We start from the raw sequence: 19,210 nt of genomic DNA on the forward strand, positions 1-19,210 counted from the left end.
GTATGCTCCAAATTGGATTAGTGATAAAAAATCTTTTGATAAGCAAAGTCAATGTTTTTACTAGCTATCACGACAGGCACTTCTCCAAGGTAATAAAGAAAACGAACGGAATGTGGCTCACTAACGATGAGTTGCATAAGTTGCTCATATTCTTTTAATTCTAAAAGGAGTCTTAGAGCTTCCTCGGTATCTCCTTGCTGAATAAAACTATTTATACCAAGGAGACATAGCTTGTTTCTTTCTTTTGGAGAGAGTAGTTGAAATTTTTTAAATAAAAATTCTTTGAAAATAGGGTGGTATTGATAGACTTGCTGAGTTGTATCAATGCAGTCAATTAACAGATTCTTATTCAATAAAGTTTGCATCATTTTAGGAAAGACAACAGCAGGAAATAATTCTTCGCAAAGCGCTTTGTTGACGTTATTAAAATACGCAGTTTTTATTAAAAATTCTTGTTCTGTCTCCGATAACTGTTGAAAAATTTCTTTAGATAGATAGTCTGAAAAAATTCGATCGTTTTTTTTCAAATCTTCCAATTCAGTGAGTCCTGTCCTCAAGTTAGCTGCGACCAATAATTGCAGCCCCCCAATCCAACCATTAGCAAAGGAAAGGAGTTCTTGCTTTTCTGTATCTGATAAATTAGCGCCAGTGGTATTTTTTATAAACTGTAATGCTTCTACATCTGTTAGCAGAAAATCCGTTTGATTAATATACTGAAGTTGATTGTTCATTTCTAACATGCCTAAATAAATATTGGGTTCGTACCTAGTCAACAGAACCATATGAATAGCGTTTGGTGACTCAGCTAAGAAAAGTTCAAAGGATTTTAGCACTTCTGGATTTGTTAGGAGGTGAAAATCATCTAGAATGATAAAAATGTCTTCGCTTTCAAACAAGCAATTGCATAAAAAGGTAACAATTTCTTCAATAGACTGATTAATAGCACCTGCTTGGAAAAAGGCTAAGAAGTCATTTTTAAATTTTCCTAATTGCGACTCCAATGCTTCAACTAAATAACCCCAAAAAACGAAAAGATGATTGCAGTCTTGGGCTAAGCGTATCCATTTGACGGTTTCCGCTGGATAATCTGACAAAAGAGAATTTATAGCGGTTGTTTTGCCGCGACCAGCCCCTGCTTCCACAACCAGTAATTTTTTTGCTGTAATCATGCTAAGTTTATTCAACAAAACAGGTCGTTGAACCAAATCATGTCTAAGTTCTGGCGCTTTTGTTCGACTGCTTAGAGTTTGCTTTTTCATTGTGAATCATCCTTTGTCTGTTTCTTATTTTGAATGAGATTGTGATCTATCTATTTGAGTTATTTCAGAGCCCCTTAAAATCTGAATAATCGTAAGTCTGGCTCTTTGAACATTTACTGGAAAGCTCTTAATCCAAAACAACTGTTGTTTCAACCTCTTTAGTATAACAGGATTTTTTAACTTCTAATATAATCTTTCTGTGTTTTCAATAAGGCGAAGAGGAAAAAGAGTAGTGTAAAAACAAAAACATAGAGAATATTAGGTAGCATCTTTGAAACGAGCTCCCCTTGCTCTAAATAGGTAACGATATCTAAATATCTTTTCTGTGGTAACAATTGAATCAACGTATTCAACCACCTATTGCCATTTGCAAATGAAAAGAAGCTTCCTGATAAGATCGTTGAAATAACCACCACGACTGAGCCCATCATGTTTGAGCGATCGCTATCATCAAAGAGGGCTGCGAAAAATAAAGAAACGGCAGTTGCGAATAGGCAGATGAGACCTAATAGCAAGAAATATTCAAGCAAGTTGAATCCAATCGAGAGTTGAAAAATCAGTTTAGCTGAGTAAACAATCAGTAATGTCGGGATAAAAAGTAGCAGAAATGAGAATAAACTATGGGCTAATAAGAGTTTTAAAAGGTTAATAGGTGTGGTCAACACCCGTTCAATCATTCTTTTTTCCTTATCCTCATTGAAAGTGAAGGAATTTGTCAGACTGGTCATTAAAATAAACATCAGCAAAAAACCAATAATCAGACTGCCTGTTCCACGCTTTTTTCCTGAAATAGTTTCTTTTTGACTAGGATGAGCTAGTAACTGCGCTACTTTTTTTCGATAATCATCATTTTTGATGGTCTTAACCTCAAAGCCAGTATCCTTTTTCTGAATAATCGCATCATAGGTGCCTTTTACCAATTCAGAAGTTGGCGGTAATTGAGTTAAATAGGTTATCTGGACTATTTCAGAAGCTTGAAGTGCTTGATTTTGTTCTCCGACAACCCCAATGTTAATCCTTTCCTTGGCATGATTTCCCATATACAAAGCAATGACCATAGCAGCAATCATGAGGAGAAACATCATGACTAAACGCCCTTTGTTATTCCAAGTTCGATACCAATCATTTTTGATAATGACTAACATAAATAATCCTCTCCTTTAAAAAAGATTTGACATAACAAGATAGTGATTGCTGATAAAACAATCATTATCACTAAGGCTGGTAAGACTCCTTGAGAGTTTTGATCATAAATGATAGAAAAAATAGTGTCTACTACGGTTGTCACAGGTGATAGTTTACTGATTGTTACCATGGTAGTACCTAAATTTGCAATGGGAAAAAAGAATCCCGATAAAATAGCGAAGAGGGTGGTAACGATGCTAAGTATTTGATTAGCAACACCTTCACTTTTGAAGAGACAGCACATGAAAACTCCAATACAACTAAAAAGAAAATCCACTGCTAAAAACAATAACCAGACTAGTAATAAGTTGTTTGTACCGAAGTTGACATTAAAAACAAACTTCATGAAAAGCCCTGCTATGCTGTAGAAAACCGCAGTAAAAATAAATGTAGCAATTATTTTTGAAAGCGGAATAGACAATTTACCCACTGGAGAATAAATGATTCGTAAGTTAGGTGCTTTAATCCGTTCTTCCATAAAAGAGTTTGCCGAAAAAGTTGCAGCATATAAGGCACAGTAAATCATCATAGTCACACCGTAATAATCATAACTAGTAATTCTGGTACCATACATTCCTTCTGTCAAAACCCCTAAGACCGCAGTCAATAACAAAGGAAAAGCTAAAACCATAAAAATCCAGGTTGGATTGATAAATAAATTGATTGTGTCTCTTTGTAAAATTCTAAAAAAGCGATACATATGATTTCCCTCCTTAATCTCTTAACGAACGCCCCGTTAAATCCAAAAAGATTGTTTCTAAATTATTGGACTGTATTTCAATATTGCAAATTTTTTGTTGTTGCTGAAGTAAACTGCTGATAATTTTATCCAGGTTTTCTACCCCTTGAATCGTTGAAATCATTAGTTGTTGGTCTAAAGTTTTTACATCTGTAATTCCTTCGATTTCGTAGAAACAATCAGTGTGTAAATTTTCCGAAGTCTCCAATGTGATGACAATATTTTTCTCACCAGAGACTTCTTTTAAGGACTCTTTTGATCCTTCAGCAATAATTTTACCGTGATCCATAATAATAATCCTTGTGGAGATTTCTTCTACCTCTTCCATATAGTGAGTGGTATAAAGTACAGTCATCCCTTCTTGTTGCATTTGTCGAATCGAAGCGAGAATATGATTGCGAGATTGGGGGTCAATGCCTACCGTGGGTTCATCCATAATAAGTAATTCTGGCTGGTGGGCAATCGCACAAGCAATGTTTAGTCTTCGTTTCATTCCTCCTGAAAAAGTATTTACTTTGTCTTTTCTGTGACCCGTTAGCCCAACGGATCTTAATGCGAAGTCGATACCATTTTTTAATGTTTGGCCTTTTAAGCCATACAATGAAGCAAAAAAATGGACATTTTGTTCAGCAGTCAAATCTTCATATAAGGCTAAGTTTTGTGGAACAATCCCTAGTTTTTCCTTAAATTGAGTTACATTTTGATCGATGGATTGCCCCTTAAACTTAATTTCTCCACCATCAAAGCCTAAGGCACCAGAGATGATATTAATCGTGGTACTTTTTCCTGCACCGTTGGGACCTAAAAAACATAGAATCTCTCCTTGATAAATTGTAAAACTGATTTTGTGAATAACATCCTTCTTGTGATAGCTTTTTTCTAAATTTGCGACTTCTAATAATGCGTTCATATTTCCCACTCCTTTTTTGGTTCATTTAAGTATAGAAAAAGAGGAAGTGGATTCCTATCCACCAAACGGTTGATATTGTTTGGAAACTTGTTAATTTCTCGTTTAATAGTTTTTTTGTAAGCATGATTAAAAGAGATTTGACAGCGCTTAAAGGTTCAGTGTAGAATAGAAGGTACAATTTATGCATCAAGTATGCCACGTATTTTTATTGTTTTCCGTATCCAAAACAATGAAAATAGGGGGTTCTTTTTTTGTACAATTGTCCATCTATTTGATGAAATATGAGACATTTTTAGGAGGTAAAATGGAAAATAATAAAAATAAAATGGCTTCAGGTAAATTGTTGCCGTTAATCGTTAGCATGTCATTACCGCCAATTTTCTCGATGTTGATACAATCAATGTATAATATCGTCGATTCAATGTTTGTTGCAAAAGTCAGCAATGATGCTTTAACTGCTGTTTCTCTAGTTTTTCCTATTCAAAATTTAATTTTAGCGTTGTCAGTAGGGTTTGGTATTGGGATTAATTCGTATGTTTCTCGAAAAATGGGGCAAGATAATTATTTGGATGCCAATAAAGCAGCAACACATGGTGTTGTGATCTCCATTCTGCATTATTTTGTCGTAGTCGTTCTCGGGTTGCTATTTGCCAAACCTTTTCTTGGTTTATTTACAACGGATTTGGAAATTTTAGAATTAGGGTATAGTTACACCGTAATTATCATTTTGTTTAGTTTCGGTCAGAGTGTACAAATAGCCATTGAAAAAATTCTTCAAGCTTGCGGCAATATGGTTGCGCCGATGTTTTTTCAATTAATTGGAGCGATTACTAATATTATTTTAGATCCAATTTTTATTTTTGGTTGGTTTGGTGTCCCTGCGATGGGCGTAAAAGGAGCGGCAATCGCAACAGTAATTGGTCAGATATTTGCCATGATTGCAGCGGTATCGACACTAGTTTATAGAAAACAGCTAATTAAAGTTAGTTTTAAAGGGTTTCGTTGGGAATCAAAAATGGTTAAAGAAATGTATATCATTAGCATTCCATCGTTCTTTTTACTTTCCATAGGTTCGTTTATGGTTAGTGGGTTGAATTTTATTTTATCTACTTATTCGACAGTTGCTGTAGCTGTTTTTGGTGTTTATTATAAACTTCAATCCTTTGTTTACATGCCTATTAGCGGTTTGATACAAGGAACCTTACCCGTAATGAGTTTTAATTACGGGGCAAAAAACAAGACTCGTTTGCTAGAAACATTAAAAATTTCATTATTGATTTCTGCTGCTGTCAGTTTTTTAGGAACAGTCTTATTCTGGATCATACCTAACCAAATTTTTGGGCTATTTAGTTCAGAATCCAAGTTATTACAAATGGGTATTGAAGCATTAAGTGTAATTAGTTTAAGTTTTATCTTCGGTTCCACATGCTATGTTTTTTCTTCTTATTTTCAAGCAACGGGTAGCAATCTATTTTCTCTATTGGTTACATTATTACGCCAATTTATTTTGATTTTACCGTTAGCTTTTCTTTGCAGTAAGTTTTTGGGAGTGATGGGCGTATGGCTGTCATTTCCTATCGCTGAAATAGTGACGGCAACGCTAGCTTTGTTGTTATTTAAATATGATTATTCACGGAAACAGATTTATAGACAAAAGGAAGATAAAGAGGAAAGAATGATCTCTGAAAAGGACTATTTGTTGGATGAGTAAGGTGAAGTTGTTTGATATTCGTTTATAAAAAAATTCGTTTTAGCTTTTATTTGTAAAAGGCTAGAACGAATTTTTTTATAGACTTAAACATGTTTTAGATTCCCTAAACATGTTTTTGTTTACTAGAAAACACTTACAAAATATAAATTAGGTTTTATAATTAGGGTGTGAAGAAACATCGGCCGAATCGTTCTTCTAATTAAAAATTGATTTTAAGGTATCACTCATTAACAACTCAAATTGATTCAAAGCAGTACCGAAAAATAAGTTAGGCGAGAATTCGCGAAAAACTTTTGGTGAATACGTTTCTGTACTAATTGTTAAGGTTGCTAGACGGCCAATTTTAGAATTCTTTTCACCTAAAAAAGCAATGGTTTCAATATGATGTTCATTCGCCATTCTCGCTAATTCAGTCAGTCGAACAGTATCGCCAGAGTTGGAAATAATCATGATTAAGATTTCTTCTTCAAGGTTTTCTCTTAAAAATTCCAGGTGACTGTTAGCTGTGGCACGAAATTTATAGAGATTCAAAAATTCAGAAAAATAATTGGCTACGTTTTGAGAAAAACCGGAACCAAGAACCATTATTGGTTTATCCCGATATTTTTTCATTAATTGAACAAAATGATCTCTTTCCTTTTCGGTAACGATTTCGGAAACAAGCTTGCTAGTTGTGCTGTTTGAGAAGGAAAAAACCAGTTCACTGTAACCTGAAAAACCAATTTTTTTCGACATGTTCACAATGGTGGCGGTGGAAACAAAAGATTGCTTGGCAACCTCTCGAATGCCCATTTTTTTCAATGACTCCTTATGAGTTTCCATAAAGCGTAAAACTTGCGATTCAGAGTCATTTAATTGGTACTTTTCAATTAGCATTTCGATATCCATAAAATCATCCCCAAATAATTAGTTAGGAGTATTATAACATGAAAAAAGATGAATTTATTCAAGACCCTTGGGCAAAAATGACAACCCGCAATAACTTAGCTGGAGATGAAGTAGTCTCCTCTTTACAAAAATCAATTCGCCGTGGTAATGAACGAGCAGCCTGCGAATTTGCATACGAAATGTATATCACATCCCCACAATTTGAAGAAAAACTGTGGCGCCGTTTGTTAGCGATTTCTGTTGAAGACATAGGAATGGGAAACCCAGAAGCAGCAATCATGGTTAACAATTTAAACCAAATGAGACAAGCATTTCAATACAACGAATCAGATCGCGCAATGTTTTTCTTCCATGCAATACGTTATTTGTGTAACTCAGAAAAAGATCGTTCTTCCGATTTGCTGAAAAATATTGTTATCAAAAATTTTGCGATGGGCTATGTCCCTGAAGTTCCAGATATTGCATTAGATAAACATACAACTCGTGGTATGGAGATGGGACGTGGTTCTGAACATTTCTTACATGAAGCAAGTAAGGTGATTCCTCAAGCCGAGGTAACCAATACTTATAAAGAAGAGTATGCTGAAGTTTTGAAACACTACGATCCAAATAACCAAGTACCAAATGCTTTTAAATTCAATTCTTGGCAAGTATAGTGGAGGGGAAAATAATATGAAAAAGTCTTCCAGCAGTATCGACAAATTAAACAATGTCTTAAGTCCACTGGCTAGTAAAATTGGCAATCAACGGCACCTTAAAGCGATTTCTAGTGGAATGATGTTTGGGTTACCATTTATTGTAATTGGTTCTTTTTTCCTGATTTTTGCGAACCCGCCAATCAATATTGAACAGTATAATCCAGATACAGCGAATATTTTTATGAAATTCATGGCTTCTTGGAAAGATTTTGCCGTAGCAAATTACAGTGCAATTACGGCACCTTACAATCTGACTATGGGAATTATTGGTCTAATTAGTGTTTTTGGCATTGCTTACTCATTAGCTAATGAGTACAAGATGAATCCCTCAATGAATGGGATGGTGGCTACAGTTGTCTATTTGATGGTATGTACGCTAGTTGTCGAAGGGAAAATTGAGTTAAATTATTTAGGAACAAATGGGTTGTTTGTAGCAATTTTAATTGGATTGTTAGTTGTTGAAGTCTGTCGTATTTTTGAAGTGAAAAATATCAAGTTAACTTTACCAGAGAGTGTACCACCAATGGTCGCAACTTTCATTAATACGCTGTTTCCACTGTTAGCGAATATTATCTTATTCTATGGTATGAACTTAATCTTCTTAGCTACGACGAAACAAATTTTTCCAGAAGCGGTTATGCAGGTGCTGACACCAGCGACTGATATTGCTGGAAGTTTAGGTGGCTTCTTATTAATTGTCACGTTGGGAAATATCTTGTGGTTGTTTGGTATCAATGGTTCTTCAATTATTTTTCCAATCGTTTTCACTTTAGGGATGGCGCAAACGGGTTTAAACGCTGAGCAAATGACGAGTGGGGAAACAATGACCCACTTGATGAATTTGCAGATGTTCCGTATTTCTGTTTTAGGTGGTGCTGGTGGAACGCTGGGATTGGTTTTACTAATGATGAGAAGTAAAGTGCCAGAGTATCGAACCATTGGGAAATTATCTTTGATTCCAGGTATTTGTTCGATTAATGAACCAGTTATTTTCGGATTACCAATTGTTTTTAATCCGATATTAGCGATTCCTTTCTTAGTAACACCAATTGTTTCACTTTTACTGACGTATTTCGCACAAAAAATTGGTTTAATTGGCTTAGGTTTTATAGCTGCCCCATCGTTTACACCATTCTTTGCCCAAGCCTATCTTTCAAGCATGGATTGGCGAAATATTCTCTTTACTTGTGGATTAATTGTGTTAAGTATCTTTATCTACTATCCTTTCTTTAAAGTGATGGAAAAAAACAGAACCCAATTAGTGGCGCAAGATTTATAAAAAAATAAAAGATAATCGCTTGATTCTCAATAGGAATCAAGCGATTGTTTTATTTTAAGCAGAAGGATGTAATCAACAAAAGTTATTCGTTTCAAATAAAGTTCAAGAGTATCAGTTGATACTGATCCCAAGCTTCCCTTGCTTATTTGAAACGGTGTCCTGAAAAACGCTTGAATTCTTTACTATTAGATGTTTAATAGTAGGATAAATGTATTTTGGCCTATAAAATTATCGCTACCCATTTTATGAAATAATTTATTAAAAAAATTAAATGTAGTCACTATTTCTATTTGATATTTTTTTGAACTAGTACTTTTAGGAACGATGGGCTAAACTTAAGTTTAGAGTACATATAGTGTATATAAAGAAGACGGTCATGTTTTTATTTTTTATTTTAAATAATAAAAGGAAAATAGGGAGTGATTTTATTTATAGAATGACTATAAAGAGAAAGATGAATCGACCCTATTAAGGTAGATTCATCTTTTTATCTAGTTTTTGCATTCATTTATTTATAAGAGAAAAAAATCATGTTCTCAATAGAAACATGAAAAATAAACAATAAAAATAGGGATAAATAGAAAAATAATATCATTTTTCTCTTCATAAACTTGTCTAAATTAATGATAAAGGTTAAATCAACAATTGTCAATTCCTTTATTAGTAAGAAATCGAGAATAAAAAAGAGCGTTGTGTAATCGGAAAATCGCTTTATATAAGGGTTTTCGTCGATTTTTAAAAACATTCTCAATTGTTTTTGTTTTTGTATAAAAAGTTGATACAAAATTATTTAATTATTTTAAGCCGTCCGATTAGCCGTCAATTACACATATAGAGAAAGGATTATAGAGATGCCACGCAAAGGTGAAAATATTTATAAAAGAAAGGATGGACGTTGGGAAGGTCGTTACATAAAAGGGAGAAAAAGCAACGGAACCATTCATTACGGGTATATTTATGGCAAGAAATATTTGCAAGTGAAACAGCAGCTGCTTGAGATTAAAGCACAGATTAATTTAGAAGAACCAGAGAGATTGTTTGAGTTTACAGGTACTTTTCAAGAATGGGGCAATTTTTGGTTGGCAGAAATTGCCGCTCCAATGGTTAAACAAAGTACATATATTAGTTATGAAAGTAAACTAACGGTTCATTTATTTCCAGCTATAGGAAACAAACCTCTTAAAAAAATAACCTCAGAAGATATTCAAAAAATATTTAATCAGATGACCCAAAAAGTAGCATTGAGCTCTGTCCATGCAGTTTTTCGTGTGTTAAAAACATGCTTAAATCATGCAGTGAAACAAAAGCAGTTAAAGACGAATCCGTGTGAGTTAGTGATCTTACCACCCCTAAGAAAAAAGACAGTTGACGTTTTAGAACAAAAAGAGCACCAAAAGCTTAGAAGGATTGCATCAAAGGATAAACATGGATTTCCAATCGTCCTTTCCTTAGAAACTGGGATGCGTCTAGGAGAAATTTGTGGGTTAAAATGGGGAGATATTGACTTTGAAAAGCAAGTTATAAATGTCAAACGTACATTGCAACGTCTATCAATTAAAAAAGGAAAGACGGCTATTTTTGAAGGAACACCAAAAACATTGAATTCCTCCCGAGCCATTCCCCTATCGGATTCTTTGTATCAGTTACTACGTCACAAAAAGCAACAAGCTAAGGGGGCATATGTAATTAGTGAGACAAATCAGCCGATTGAACCTAGAGTTGTTCAGTATCAACTTAAAAAAATAGCTAAAGAGGCTTGCCTTTCTGAAGTGACTTTTCATACTCTGCGGCATAGTTTTGCCACTCGCTGCTTAGAATTAGGTGTAAACATTGCCACAATTAGTAATTTGTTAGGCCATAGTTCTATCAAAATGACGTTAGATGTTTACACTCATTCCTCTCGTTTGGAAGAACGAGCAGCTATTGCACAACTAGCTGACTTTTAAAAGAGCACCATCCTTTATTTAAAAAAGTCCCTTACTTTCAGCGATTTATTGAAAGTAAGGGACTTTTATTTTAAGTCAACATTGTTTTGGTTTATTCATATACGCCGTCAATACGCCGTCAAATTATTTTCTAAATCCTTGCTATTACAGAATCATTTGGCTATTTCAATGTTCCTATTGAGAACACGAAAAAAACAGAAATGAATCCGACACTCTCTTTATTATATTAAACGAAGGATTAAATAGGTACCGTTATGTTTCAAAAAAACACGAAACGCTTTTTTCTTAATTTTTCCTTTATAAATCTTTGTCTTGAATGAATTGAGAAGCTATACATCGGTTTTTTTAGTTGAACCCGATAGTTGTGAGTCAGAATCAGAAAGGAGTCAAAAAAATGAAAAGTCAAAATAGAAGAAAGAGTATACCGAATGATCGCTTATTCTTTTTACTATTCTCTTGGGTGTTAGTTGTTGGTATTTTTTTATTGACTATCAGTCCTTTGAAAGTAGAAGCTTATATGGCTGTTTATCCAGAAAATGGAAGGTATCCAGCAACACCAGAAGAAGCGGAAGGTAGTAGGGTTGATTTTCGCGATGCTTTTGTTTTCCCAGGAAACTTTGGTACTGGTGTAAATGATTATTATGCTAACCATGCTTATTTAAGTGCCGAACGTGCCAATGTGGTTGCCATTTATGATGGAGTACAAGCATCTCAAAAATCCATGGTGTGGTATGGCACCCAACTGGATTTAAATCAGCCATTTGAATTTGAATATTATGTGTTTTTATCAAATCAAGAAAAGCTAATGCCTAATGGGTTAGGCGATGGGATTGCCTTTGTCATGCAAAATGATCCTGCAGGTCCCAATGCTATTGGAGGTAGAGGTGGTGGAATTGGTGTTTATCCCAATTCTAAAACTACTAGTAATATGATTTATAATGCGTTGGCTTTAGAGTTTGACACATATGACAATGATGGCACCCATACCCCCAATTATGATGCTGGCTTATTTCATGTTTGGCCACATATTGCATTAGGAACAACAGCAACCATTAATCAACATAGTTTTGGAAATGCAGCCATACAAGAAGTATATAATAATTTCCAGCATCGGGGACTGACGTATCCTGAAAGTCGACCGGAAGCTGATACATGGTTTGGCGCTTGGAAAAAGGTGAGCGTCAAGTGGGAACCACAGTCTGATAAGGTTAATGGGTTGTATACGTATCAATTTGCTGATTATTCTCCAAAAACAGTTTCCATTGATATTGATGCAACCTTCCAAAATGTTTGGAGTGGTTCTTCTGCAACACGTCCTGAATGGAACCGCAAAGTAACATGGGGATTTGTAGGCTCAAATTATCTTGCTGGTAATGCTTTTGGTGTCATGATTACCAAATTACCTCAGCAACCCGTTTTAGAAGTCAGTCGTTTAGTTCGAAATGCTACTGCTAAAGAAAGTGAATTCAAGCAGAAAACCACAGCAAAAGTTGGCGATGAACTTGAATATAAAGTGAATGTAAAGAATACGGTTGTTAAAGAAAGTAATATTATCTTAAAAAAAGCTACAGTTATAGAAGCGTTGGAACACAATCAGTATTTAAACAATCTTAAATTTTCTAACTCAATTGCTTCCCCAGAAAGTGTAATAATTCCATCCGTGACTTTAGATGGTAAGAATAATTTTACTTTTACAGACAATAACTATGACTATGGTCAAGGACAAAAATTTGAATACAAATACTCAGTAACTGTTGGATCAAATACAACAGACTTTGTGAATGACGTAGCTGTTTCAAGTGTCTATTCTACTGAAAAAAAATATGGTGAAACAACGGTGATTGTGACACCAGAAGAGTTCGAGTCAACGAAAAAAGTGGATGGCAATAATCCGATTGTAGGAGAAGAAGTTACCTTTACAGTTGAAACCTCTATCGGAAAAGGGAGATTTTTAGCTTCACAAATTAAGGATTCCTTACCAACAGGAATGGAACTCATTCCCAATACCACCAAAATTTACAATAAAGGACAAGCAAGTTCGGCAGAAACACTAGTTGATTCTGAAGTCTGGGCAAAGAATCAATTAACGTTAAAAAGAGTGGATTCGAAACGCTATGTGATTAATGGTGGAGCTGTTGACCAAAACACTCTCGTTCTTGAATACAAAGCTCGTCCGACTAAATCAGTTAAGGGTGAAGAGCTACTCTCTGAAAAAGCAACCATTAGCGGTACGAACAATTATCGAGTAGCTAGTGACAAGCAAAATTATTCGGTTCAATCAAATGACATAAAGTTTAAAGTCAAGACGGAATTAAAGATTTCATTTAAAGACATTCTAGGAGATCTATTAAATAAAACCTTCATAAGCAGCACAAACGAAGAATACAATCAAAAAAACCCGGTTGTTTTGTACTTTAACACAGGAGATAACTATGATGTCAAAGATGAAATTGAGGTTATTTCTAAAAATCTTTTGAAAAATCAAAACTTGACAGCTAAGCAAATAGATGGTGAATTGACGAATGTAATTCCTAAAGAAGGAGCTGACATTTCAATTGTTTATAGTAATGAAGGAACACTAACGATTAAGTTTGTGGATGAAGAAGACAAAGATCTTGCCGAAGAGATTGTCCAAACAGTGTCTATTGGCGACACTATTAATTTAACTACCGAAGCAGATGTTTTAAAAGTAGTAAAAGAACTAAAAGCCGCTCATTACGATGTGAAAACAGCTCCTACGAATGAGGCAGCATTGAAAATAACAAAAAAGGAAACACAAGTTAAGTATATCTTTTCTGGAAAATTACAGTTAGTTCCCGTACCAGCAACGCTTAATTTTGGATTAAAAAATACTGCTGATGGCAAAATAATCCGTAATAATAGTCCAGAATATAAAGAGCATCTAGTTATTGCTGACACTCGCATAAATCGAACAGCAGGCTGGACATTAAAAGCAGTTTTAAGCAAACCTTTAACTAGTGGGAATGGCAAGATAGTCATTCCTGACGCAATTCGCTATAAGAACCCAATAAAAAAAGAGTTTCCCTTAAATGCAGATACACAGGTTTTAATAGCCGATAATACTGGAACTGCTGGAGAAGTTGATATTAGTAAGACTTGGGGCGATCAAGAAGACAGTAATGGCTTCAAAATAGAAATCCCAGCCGTTAAAGTCAGAGAGCTCGGTAAATATCAAGCCCACATCACCTATTATTTGGCAGCTACCTATGAACCATAAGAATGGAGGAGAAAATATGCAAAAGAAATTAAGATACCTGCTTCTATTTTCTGCCATTCTTGTAGTTAGTCTACTAACAATTTGGGCTGTTCAAGTGAATGCGGAGGAGAATGGTGGAGTAATCTCTACTAAAGGACAGATTACTTTACTAGAAGATACTACAACAACCGAAACAAAAACATCTGAATCTTCAAAAGATAAAACCATAGGCCCACCGGTAGGAAAACCCTCTGGAAAATTACCTTCAACAGGTGAGTTGATAAAAAAGAGTCTTTCAATTAGTGGGATGGTCATGATAGGCATCACTTTTTGCCTCTACTGGTGGAAACGTCAGCAGAGAAAAAAAGCGTTTAAGGGGGAGGAATAAAACAATGAAAGTAAACAATTATTTAAGCATTGTTTTGCTAATCTCCTTAAGCGTGATTTTTGGTCAACCTATTCAGGTAGCCGCAGACGGTCAAAAAGGGGATGGGGAAATTGAATTTGAACGCATCGATGAGCAAGTAGGGGTCAGAGATCCTGAAACTTTAGAAAAGGCAGATCCAGGAAACATTGCCAAAACAGAAGGCCCTTTAAGAATTGACTTTGCACCTCAATTAACCTTTAATACAGGATTAATCTCGAAACAGAATACCCAATACCTTGTTCAAGCCCAACCATTTAAAGGAGCGAAAAAAAGTAAAGGGAATTTTATTCAAGTTTCAGATTATCGTGGGGTACCAAAGGGTTGGTCTTTACAAGTCCGGCAAGAATCACAATTTCAGCATGAGACACAAGCAGATGCTCAACTAAAGGGAGCGGTTATTTCTTTCGATAAGGCCTGGACGAATTCAAAGCATGAGAAAGAACTGGCGCCAAAAGTCTCCAAAGAAGTGATTCAAATGAATAATATTGGTGAGACGTATCACTTAGCAGAAGCTGAATTTGAACATGGAGCAGGAACGTGGAGCATTGTTTTTGGAGCTTCAGATGAAAATACAAACGGTCAAGAAACAACGATCCGGCCATTAACGAATGAAAAAGGTCAACCAGTTGAAGATCCGACTTTTGATAATCAACAAGTTTATCTTAATGAGGCCATTCATTTAACAATTCCAGGAACAACTAAAAAAGTTTCTGGGGCTTATTCAACGGTGTTAACTTGGATTATTGCCGAGTTGCCATAAATAAAACAATTATAGGAGGAAACACAAATGAAATTGACACACAAATTATGTGGGGCTGCATTGCTAGTAGTCATGGGGGCGGCTGTTGCGGCACCGAATAACATTAAAGCAGACGATGGGGTTGGCGTTAAAGGAGAGGGAGAGATTCAATTTACTTCTTCTAGTTCATCGTCTACTTCTTTCACAAATTCCAGTGGGAGTGGGACCGATGTCATTACTTCAGGCGGAGCAACTTCGGATGCTAATGGTTTTGGAATTTCTTATGTTAGTGATCTGAAATTTGGTAAACATGGGATTGTCACAGATGGTAACCAAAATGGACCTTATTGGGCAACTAAGTGGATTGGGAATGCCGGGAATAAAGACCAAGTAGAAAATTCAAACTTTATCAATTTTGAAGATGTGCGGAATATTGCCGACCACAAATATGAAATTACCGCAGAGATTAGCCAAGAATTCACGCAAGCAGTGAATGGTGTGGATAAAAAATTGGCAGGGGCAACTTTAACATATAATAATATGGGCTTACGTTCAGCAACAGCCGATCCAGGACTATTTCCAGATTCATCCGCTTTAAAATCGGGTGCAGTTGTAGAAGCAGGTAAAAAGACACCGATGCTTCAAAATGTCAATACAAATAATGACCCCGTTTTTGAAAAGGGCTACGGACACTATACCTTGTATTTTGGTAAATATGAAGTGGCATCAACAGATAGTGAGTCAGCTGAAAAATCAGTGATGCTAACCGTGCCTAAAAAAGGAAATACTGTTATTTATGAAGGAGCCTACAAAGCAGGAATTACTTGGACTATGTCTGCAACGTTCCAACCTTAAACAGTCTAGCTCCAGATTGCAAATGGACGAAAGTGTTTTAACAAAGTTCACTGGTTCTCAATTGAACCAGTGCTTTGTTTCATTTAGGGAAGAGAAAGGATTGAACTTAATGAATAAAAAAGCCATTATTTATTTCATTTTATACATAACGTGTTTGGGCTTTTTTCCGCAAGTTGCTTCTGCAGAACAAGCAAAGGAGGATCCACTAGATTCTGGAACCTTTAGTTATAAAGTGATTCATCCAGAAAATCAGCTTTCTGCAGCCGGTTATTTTGATTTAAGGATGAAGCCCTCACAAAAACAAACAGTTGAAATCGAACTTAGAAACCCTTCGGAATCGAAAGAAGTAACAGTCAACGTTTCATTAAATAGTACCAAAACCAACGCAAATGGTGTCTTGGAATATGGCCCTGCTGCGATTGAAAAAGATCAATCCATGAAATACGCTTTTGAAGACATTGTAAAGGCCGAAGAAAAGGTGACAATCCCACCTGGGAAAACAGTTCCCTTGAAATTAAAGATAGAGATGCCTGCTGAAACATTTGATGGTTATATTTCCGGAGGTATCCAGTTAAAAGTGGAATTAACGGAAGCAGCTAAAAAAGCACGAGCGAAGCAAAAGGGAATTTCCAATGATTATGCCTTTTTGATTGGCATGTTGCTGACGGAAACTGATCATGTTGTGGAGCCAGATTTAAAATTTAACAAAATCTATGCTGATTTGGCAAACTACCGGAATGCGATTTTCGCTAACTTTTCAAATACAACTACTAGCTTTGTCAAAGATATGACTATTGATATGCAAATTATGGAAAAAGGTTCAAAGGAAGTACTCTATGACACCAAAAAAGCAGATATGCGAATGGCCCCTAATTCCATGATCGATTTCCCCGTCTTAATGAATGGTGATTCCATGAAACCCGGCGACTATACCGGGCATATTATCGTAACGAGTGGCGAAAAAAAGTGGGAATGGACAGAACATTTTAAAATAACCCAAGAAGAAGCAGAAAAATACAATAAGCAAGATGTCTCCCTCATTCAAGAACAAGGGATTAATTGGAAAGTAGTAATAGCAATTGTAATAGGCATCATCCTTTTACTAGTCTTGATTTTTGTCAGCATCCATTTCGTTAATAAAAGAAACAAACAAAAAAAGCAATTACAAAGAAAAACTTTAAAACAAAAGAAACAGCGGCAAACAAAGAAGAGAGACTAATGGAGGTTCGATAAAATGAGCGTACTCGATTGGACTTTTATCGTTTTATTGTCAAGTGCTATCCTCTTATTATTATGTGGTTTCTTGTGTCTATTTTTAAAAATGAAATATTCAAGAACGTATCGTCTCTTACAAAAAAAACAGCCTAAAAATAAGAAAAAGCGGAAAAAATGGCGTCAACATCGTCGACAATTGCAAAAAAAAGCCCAAAAATCTCTCAGAAACATGGTTCTCTTATTTACTTTTGGATTGCTATTTTTTGTGGCTTCTTTTTACGCTCGTTACTATCAGTTAACGCATTTAAATGCAGCGGATGGGGAGATTATTGTCCAAACTTATTTTTTAGTAGATTCAATAGAGAAGGATCTAATCAGTATCCAAAATGGCGCCAAGCCAGTTGGCTTAAAGGATAAATTTCATAGTATGACTGCAATGCTAGTTTCATACGGTAGTCAACCCCCATCAACAGGATTATCAACCGCTGGTCAGCAACGTTTAAGTAAATATTATGCTAATACAAAAGAGTTCGGGATGAATTTAAATAGCCAAACCATTGAGAGCTTAGAAAAAAAAGAGACGATTGCAAATTATTTAGAAGATACAAAAAAACTGAAAAATAGTCAAAAAGTTATTTTTAAACAATTTAAAGTTAATGAGTCTGCATTGAAACAGAAGAAGTAATCAATAACTGGAGAATTCAACTATGAAATCAACCAAACCAAAAGCCAAGGATTCAAAAAAAAAGCAGATTCCCAGAAAAAAACAGAAACATATAAAAAGAAATGTTCAAAGTAGCAAGAAACGACTAAAAGCAAAAAATTACTCTAGCAAAAAAAAATCAAGTAAACAAAAAGCGAAAGCCAGAAAACGTAAAAAGAGACGCTTATTAAGGCAATTAGTCAGAGAGATGTCGCTTAGTTTATTCATTGTTTCTGTCCTCATTTTGGTGGTGCAACAGCTAACATTTAGTTTTCCTAAAATGATTGGCTACTCAATGGTACCCGAAATCAGTCACGGGGATCGAATGCTTGTCAATAAGATCGGTGCCGTCAAACGATTTCAATTAATCTATTATCAAGATCCAGAATCAAAAGAAAAAAGTATCCGCCGAGTCATTGGGCTGCCGAATGAACGGCTCAAGTATCATGAAGATCAGTTGTTTATTAATGAGGTTGAAATACCAGAGCGCTTTTTGGAGAAACAAGTTGCGCAAGCAAAAACAAGTGAAACAGTTTTTACAGACAATTTTTATTTGGAAGAAGTTACAGGAACCAGTACCGTACCGAAACAACAGTATTTTGTTTTAGGGGATAATCGCCCATATGCTACAGATAGTCGAATGTTTGGTTTCGTCAAAAAGAAAGACATTATTGGTATTGTTGAAATGAGAGTCCTCCCTTTGCGTTAAATAAACCTAATAACATAGCTGGAAAGGGGAGAGTTAATGGAAGCAAGGAAAGCTAGTCAGTCAAAAACGTTGAAGATTGTGAAGAAAAAGCCACGTTCTACAGTTGCCAAAAAACGACAACGAGAAAAGTACAAACTTAAAAGGCAAAGACAACAAAAGGAGTTAAAACTCTATCAAAGGGGACTAACGGTTATTTTTCTGATTTTGATTGGTTGTAGCCTATGGTTTTTAATCACTATGAAGGCACACCGAGTTGTTGGACACTCAATGGAGCCGGCTCTCTCAAATCAAGATTATCTATTCGTCCGAAAAGGAGCCGTTCCAAAACGCTATTCTTTGATTACTTTTGAACCGAAAGGGAAAACCAACGATTCCTATATCAAACGTGTGATTGGCGTTCCGGGAGATACGATTTGGTTAGATAACAATACTTTGTATCTTAATCACCAAATGAAAGCGAAGCAGATAAGACCACAAGTCAATAGTCATCTTGCAGGAGAAGAATTACCAGATGGCACCCTGAAAATATGGGTTACAGAAGAGGTAGCTAAAGCCCTTTATAGAGTCAAAAAAATTCCTGAAGAGACTTATTTTGTCTTAGGAGACAATCGAAATCATTCGACAGATAGTCGGCAATTAGGCTTGATTTCAAAAAAAGATATTGAAGGTGTAGTTAAGTTTCGTTACTATCCTTTTTCTAAGTTAGGAAAAATAGATTAGTCATTCAGGT

Annotated in this window: 17 protein-coding genes; 12 read left to right on the forward strand and 5 right to left on the reverse strand. The window is 35.4% G+C overall.

All coding sequences use genetic code 11. From position 1 onward, the window contains the following. Positions 1-17 precede the first annotated feature (17 nt). From BCR26_RS17250 to BCR26_RS17265, 4 genes are all read right to left on the reverse strand, one after another. Positions 18-1,259 carry a winged helix-turn-helix domain-containing protein gene (locus tag BCR26_RS17250; protein ID WP_069700194.1) on the reverse strand — a complete coding sequence of 414 codons (1,242 nt, stop codon included), beginning with the start codon at positions 1,257-1,259 and terminating at the stop codon, positions 18-20. Between the two features lie 176 nt (positions 1,260-1,435). Further along, a complete protein-coding gene (locus BCR26_RS17255; RefSeq protein ID WP_069700195.1) occupies positions 1,436-2,404 on the reverse strand; it encodes an ABC transporter permease in 969 nt (322 codons plus the stop codon). Beyond that, positions 2,398-3,144, reverse strand: coding sequence for an ABC transporter permease (locus tag BCR26_RS17260; protein ID WP_069700196.1), 747 nt, complete (start codon positions 3,142-3,144; stop codon positions 2,398-2,400). The genes BCR26_RS17255 and BCR26_RS17260 overlap by 7 nt, the downstream gene beginning before the upstream one ends. 13 nt (positions 3,145-3,157) lie before the next feature. Then, positions 3,158-4,093, reverse strand: coding sequence for an ABC transporter ATP-binding protein (locus BCR26_RS17265; protein WP_069700197.1), 936 nt, complete (start codon positions 4,091-4,093; stop codon positions 3,158-3,160). Between the two features lie 304 nt (positions 4,094-4,397). Here BCR26_RS17265 and BCR26_RS17270 point away from each other — a divergent pair, with 304 nt between their 5' ends. Further along, positions 4,398-5,804, forward strand: coding sequence for an MATE family efflux transporter (locus BCR26_RS17270; RefSeq protein WP_069700222.1), 1,407 nt, complete (start codon positions 4,398-4,400; stop codon positions 5,802-5,804). Positions 5,805-5,999: 195 nt separating this feature from the next. On the opposite strand, the gene BCR26_RS17275 is transcribed toward BCR26_RS17270, so the two are convergent. Further along, positions 6,000-6,692, reverse strand: coding sequence for a MurR/RpiR family transcriptional regulator (locus BCR26_RS17275; protein WP_069700198.1), 693 nt, complete (start codon positions 6,690-6,692; stop codon positions 6,000-6,002). Between the two features lie 38 nt (positions 6,693-6,730). On the opposite strand from BCR26_RS17275, the gene BCR26_RS17280 reads away from it, so the two are divergent. The 11 genes from BCR26_RS17280 (at position 6,731) to lepB (BCR26_RS17330) (ending at position 19,200) form a co-directional block, all read left to right on the forward strand. Then, positions 6,731-7,348 carry an AAA family ATPase gene (locus tag BCR26_RS17280; protein ID WP_069700199.1) on the forward strand — a complete coding sequence of 206 codons (618 nt, stop codon included), beginning with the start codon at positions 6,731-6,733 and terminating at the stop codon, positions 7,346-7,348. Between the two features lie 16 nt (positions 7,349-7,364). Next, positions 7,365-8,669 (forward strand): PTS sugar transporter subunit IIC, encoded by a 1,305-nt coding sequence (locus BCR26_RS17285; RefSeq protein ID WP_069700200.1) that lies wholly within the window; start codon positions 7,365-7,367, stop codon positions 8,667-8,669. Between the two features lie 851 nt (positions 8,670-9,520). After that, positions 9,521-10,615 carry a tyrosine-type recombinase/integrase gene (locus BCR26_RS17290; RefSeq protein ID WP_069700201.1) on the forward strand — a complete coding sequence of 365 codons (1,095 nt, stop codon included), beginning with the start codon at positions 9,521-9,523 and terminating at the stop codon, positions 10,613-10,615. Positions 10,616-11,009: 394 nt separating this feature from the next. Then, positions 11,010-13,853 (forward strand): L-type lectin family protein, encoded by a 2,844-nt coding sequence (locus BCR26_RS17295; protein ID WP_069700202.1) that lies wholly within the window; start codon positions 11,010-11,012, stop codon positions 13,851-13,853. A gap of 16 nt (positions 13,854-13,869) precedes the next feature. Further along, positions 13,870-14,220 (forward strand): EF2685/EF0750 family sortase-dependent surface protein, encoded by a 351-nt coding sequence (locus tag BCR26_RS17300; protein WP_069700203.1) that lies wholly within the window; start codon positions 13,870-13,872, stop codon positions 14,218-14,220. Positions 14,221-14,224: 4 nt separating this feature from the next. Continuing rightward, positions 14,225-15,019 carry a WxL domain-containing protein gene (locus BCR26_RS17305; RefSeq protein ID WP_069700204.1) on the forward strand — a complete coding sequence of 265 codons (795 nt, stop codon included), beginning with the start codon at positions 14,225-14,227 and terminating at the stop codon, positions 15,017-15,019. A gap of 27 nt (positions 15,020-15,046) precedes the next feature. After that, entirely contained in the window at positions 15,047-15,853 is an 807-nt protein-coding gene (locus tag BCR26_RS17310; RefSeq protein ID WP_069700205.1) for a WxL domain-containing protein, read from the forward strand. Beyond that, the gene (locus BCR26_RS17315; protein ID WP_245677023.1) at positions 15,795-17,072 is read left to right on the forward strand and encodes a WxLIP family cell surface protein; all 1,278 of its coding nucleotides are present in this window, start codon (positions 15,795-15,797) and stop codon (positions 17,070-17,072) included. The genes BCR26_RS17310 and BCR26_RS17315 overlap by 59 nt, the downstream gene beginning before the upstream one ends. Before the next feature lie 15 nt (positions 17,073-17,087). Beyond that, the gene (locus BCR26_RS17320) at positions 17,088-17,753 is read left to right on the forward strand and encodes a hypothetical protein (protein ID WP_069700207.1); all 666 of its coding nucleotides are present in this window, start codon (positions 17,088-17,090) and stop codon (positions 17,751-17,753) included. A gap of 22 nt (positions 17,754-17,775) precedes the next feature. Further along, positions 17,776-18,480, forward strand: a complete 705-nt coding sequence (gene lepB / locus BCR26_RS17325) for a signal peptidase I (protein ID WP_084387193.1) — start codon at positions 17,776-17,778, stop codon at positions 18,478-18,480. A 36-nt stretch (positions 18,481-18,516) separates the two neighbouring features. Further along, positions 18,517-19,200, forward strand: coding sequence for a signal peptidase I (gene lepB / locus BCR26_RS17330; protein ID WP_069700208.1), 684 nt, complete (start codon positions 18,517-18,519; stop codon positions 19,198-19,200). The last annotated feature ends 10 nt before the right edge of the window (positions 19,201-19,210 follow it).

Source organism: Enterococcus rivorum, assembly GCF_001742285.1.
In the GTDB taxonomy this organism is placed as follows: domain Bacteria; phylum Bacillota; class Bacilli; order Lactobacillales; family Enterococcaceae; genus Enterococcus_L; species Enterococcus_L rivorum.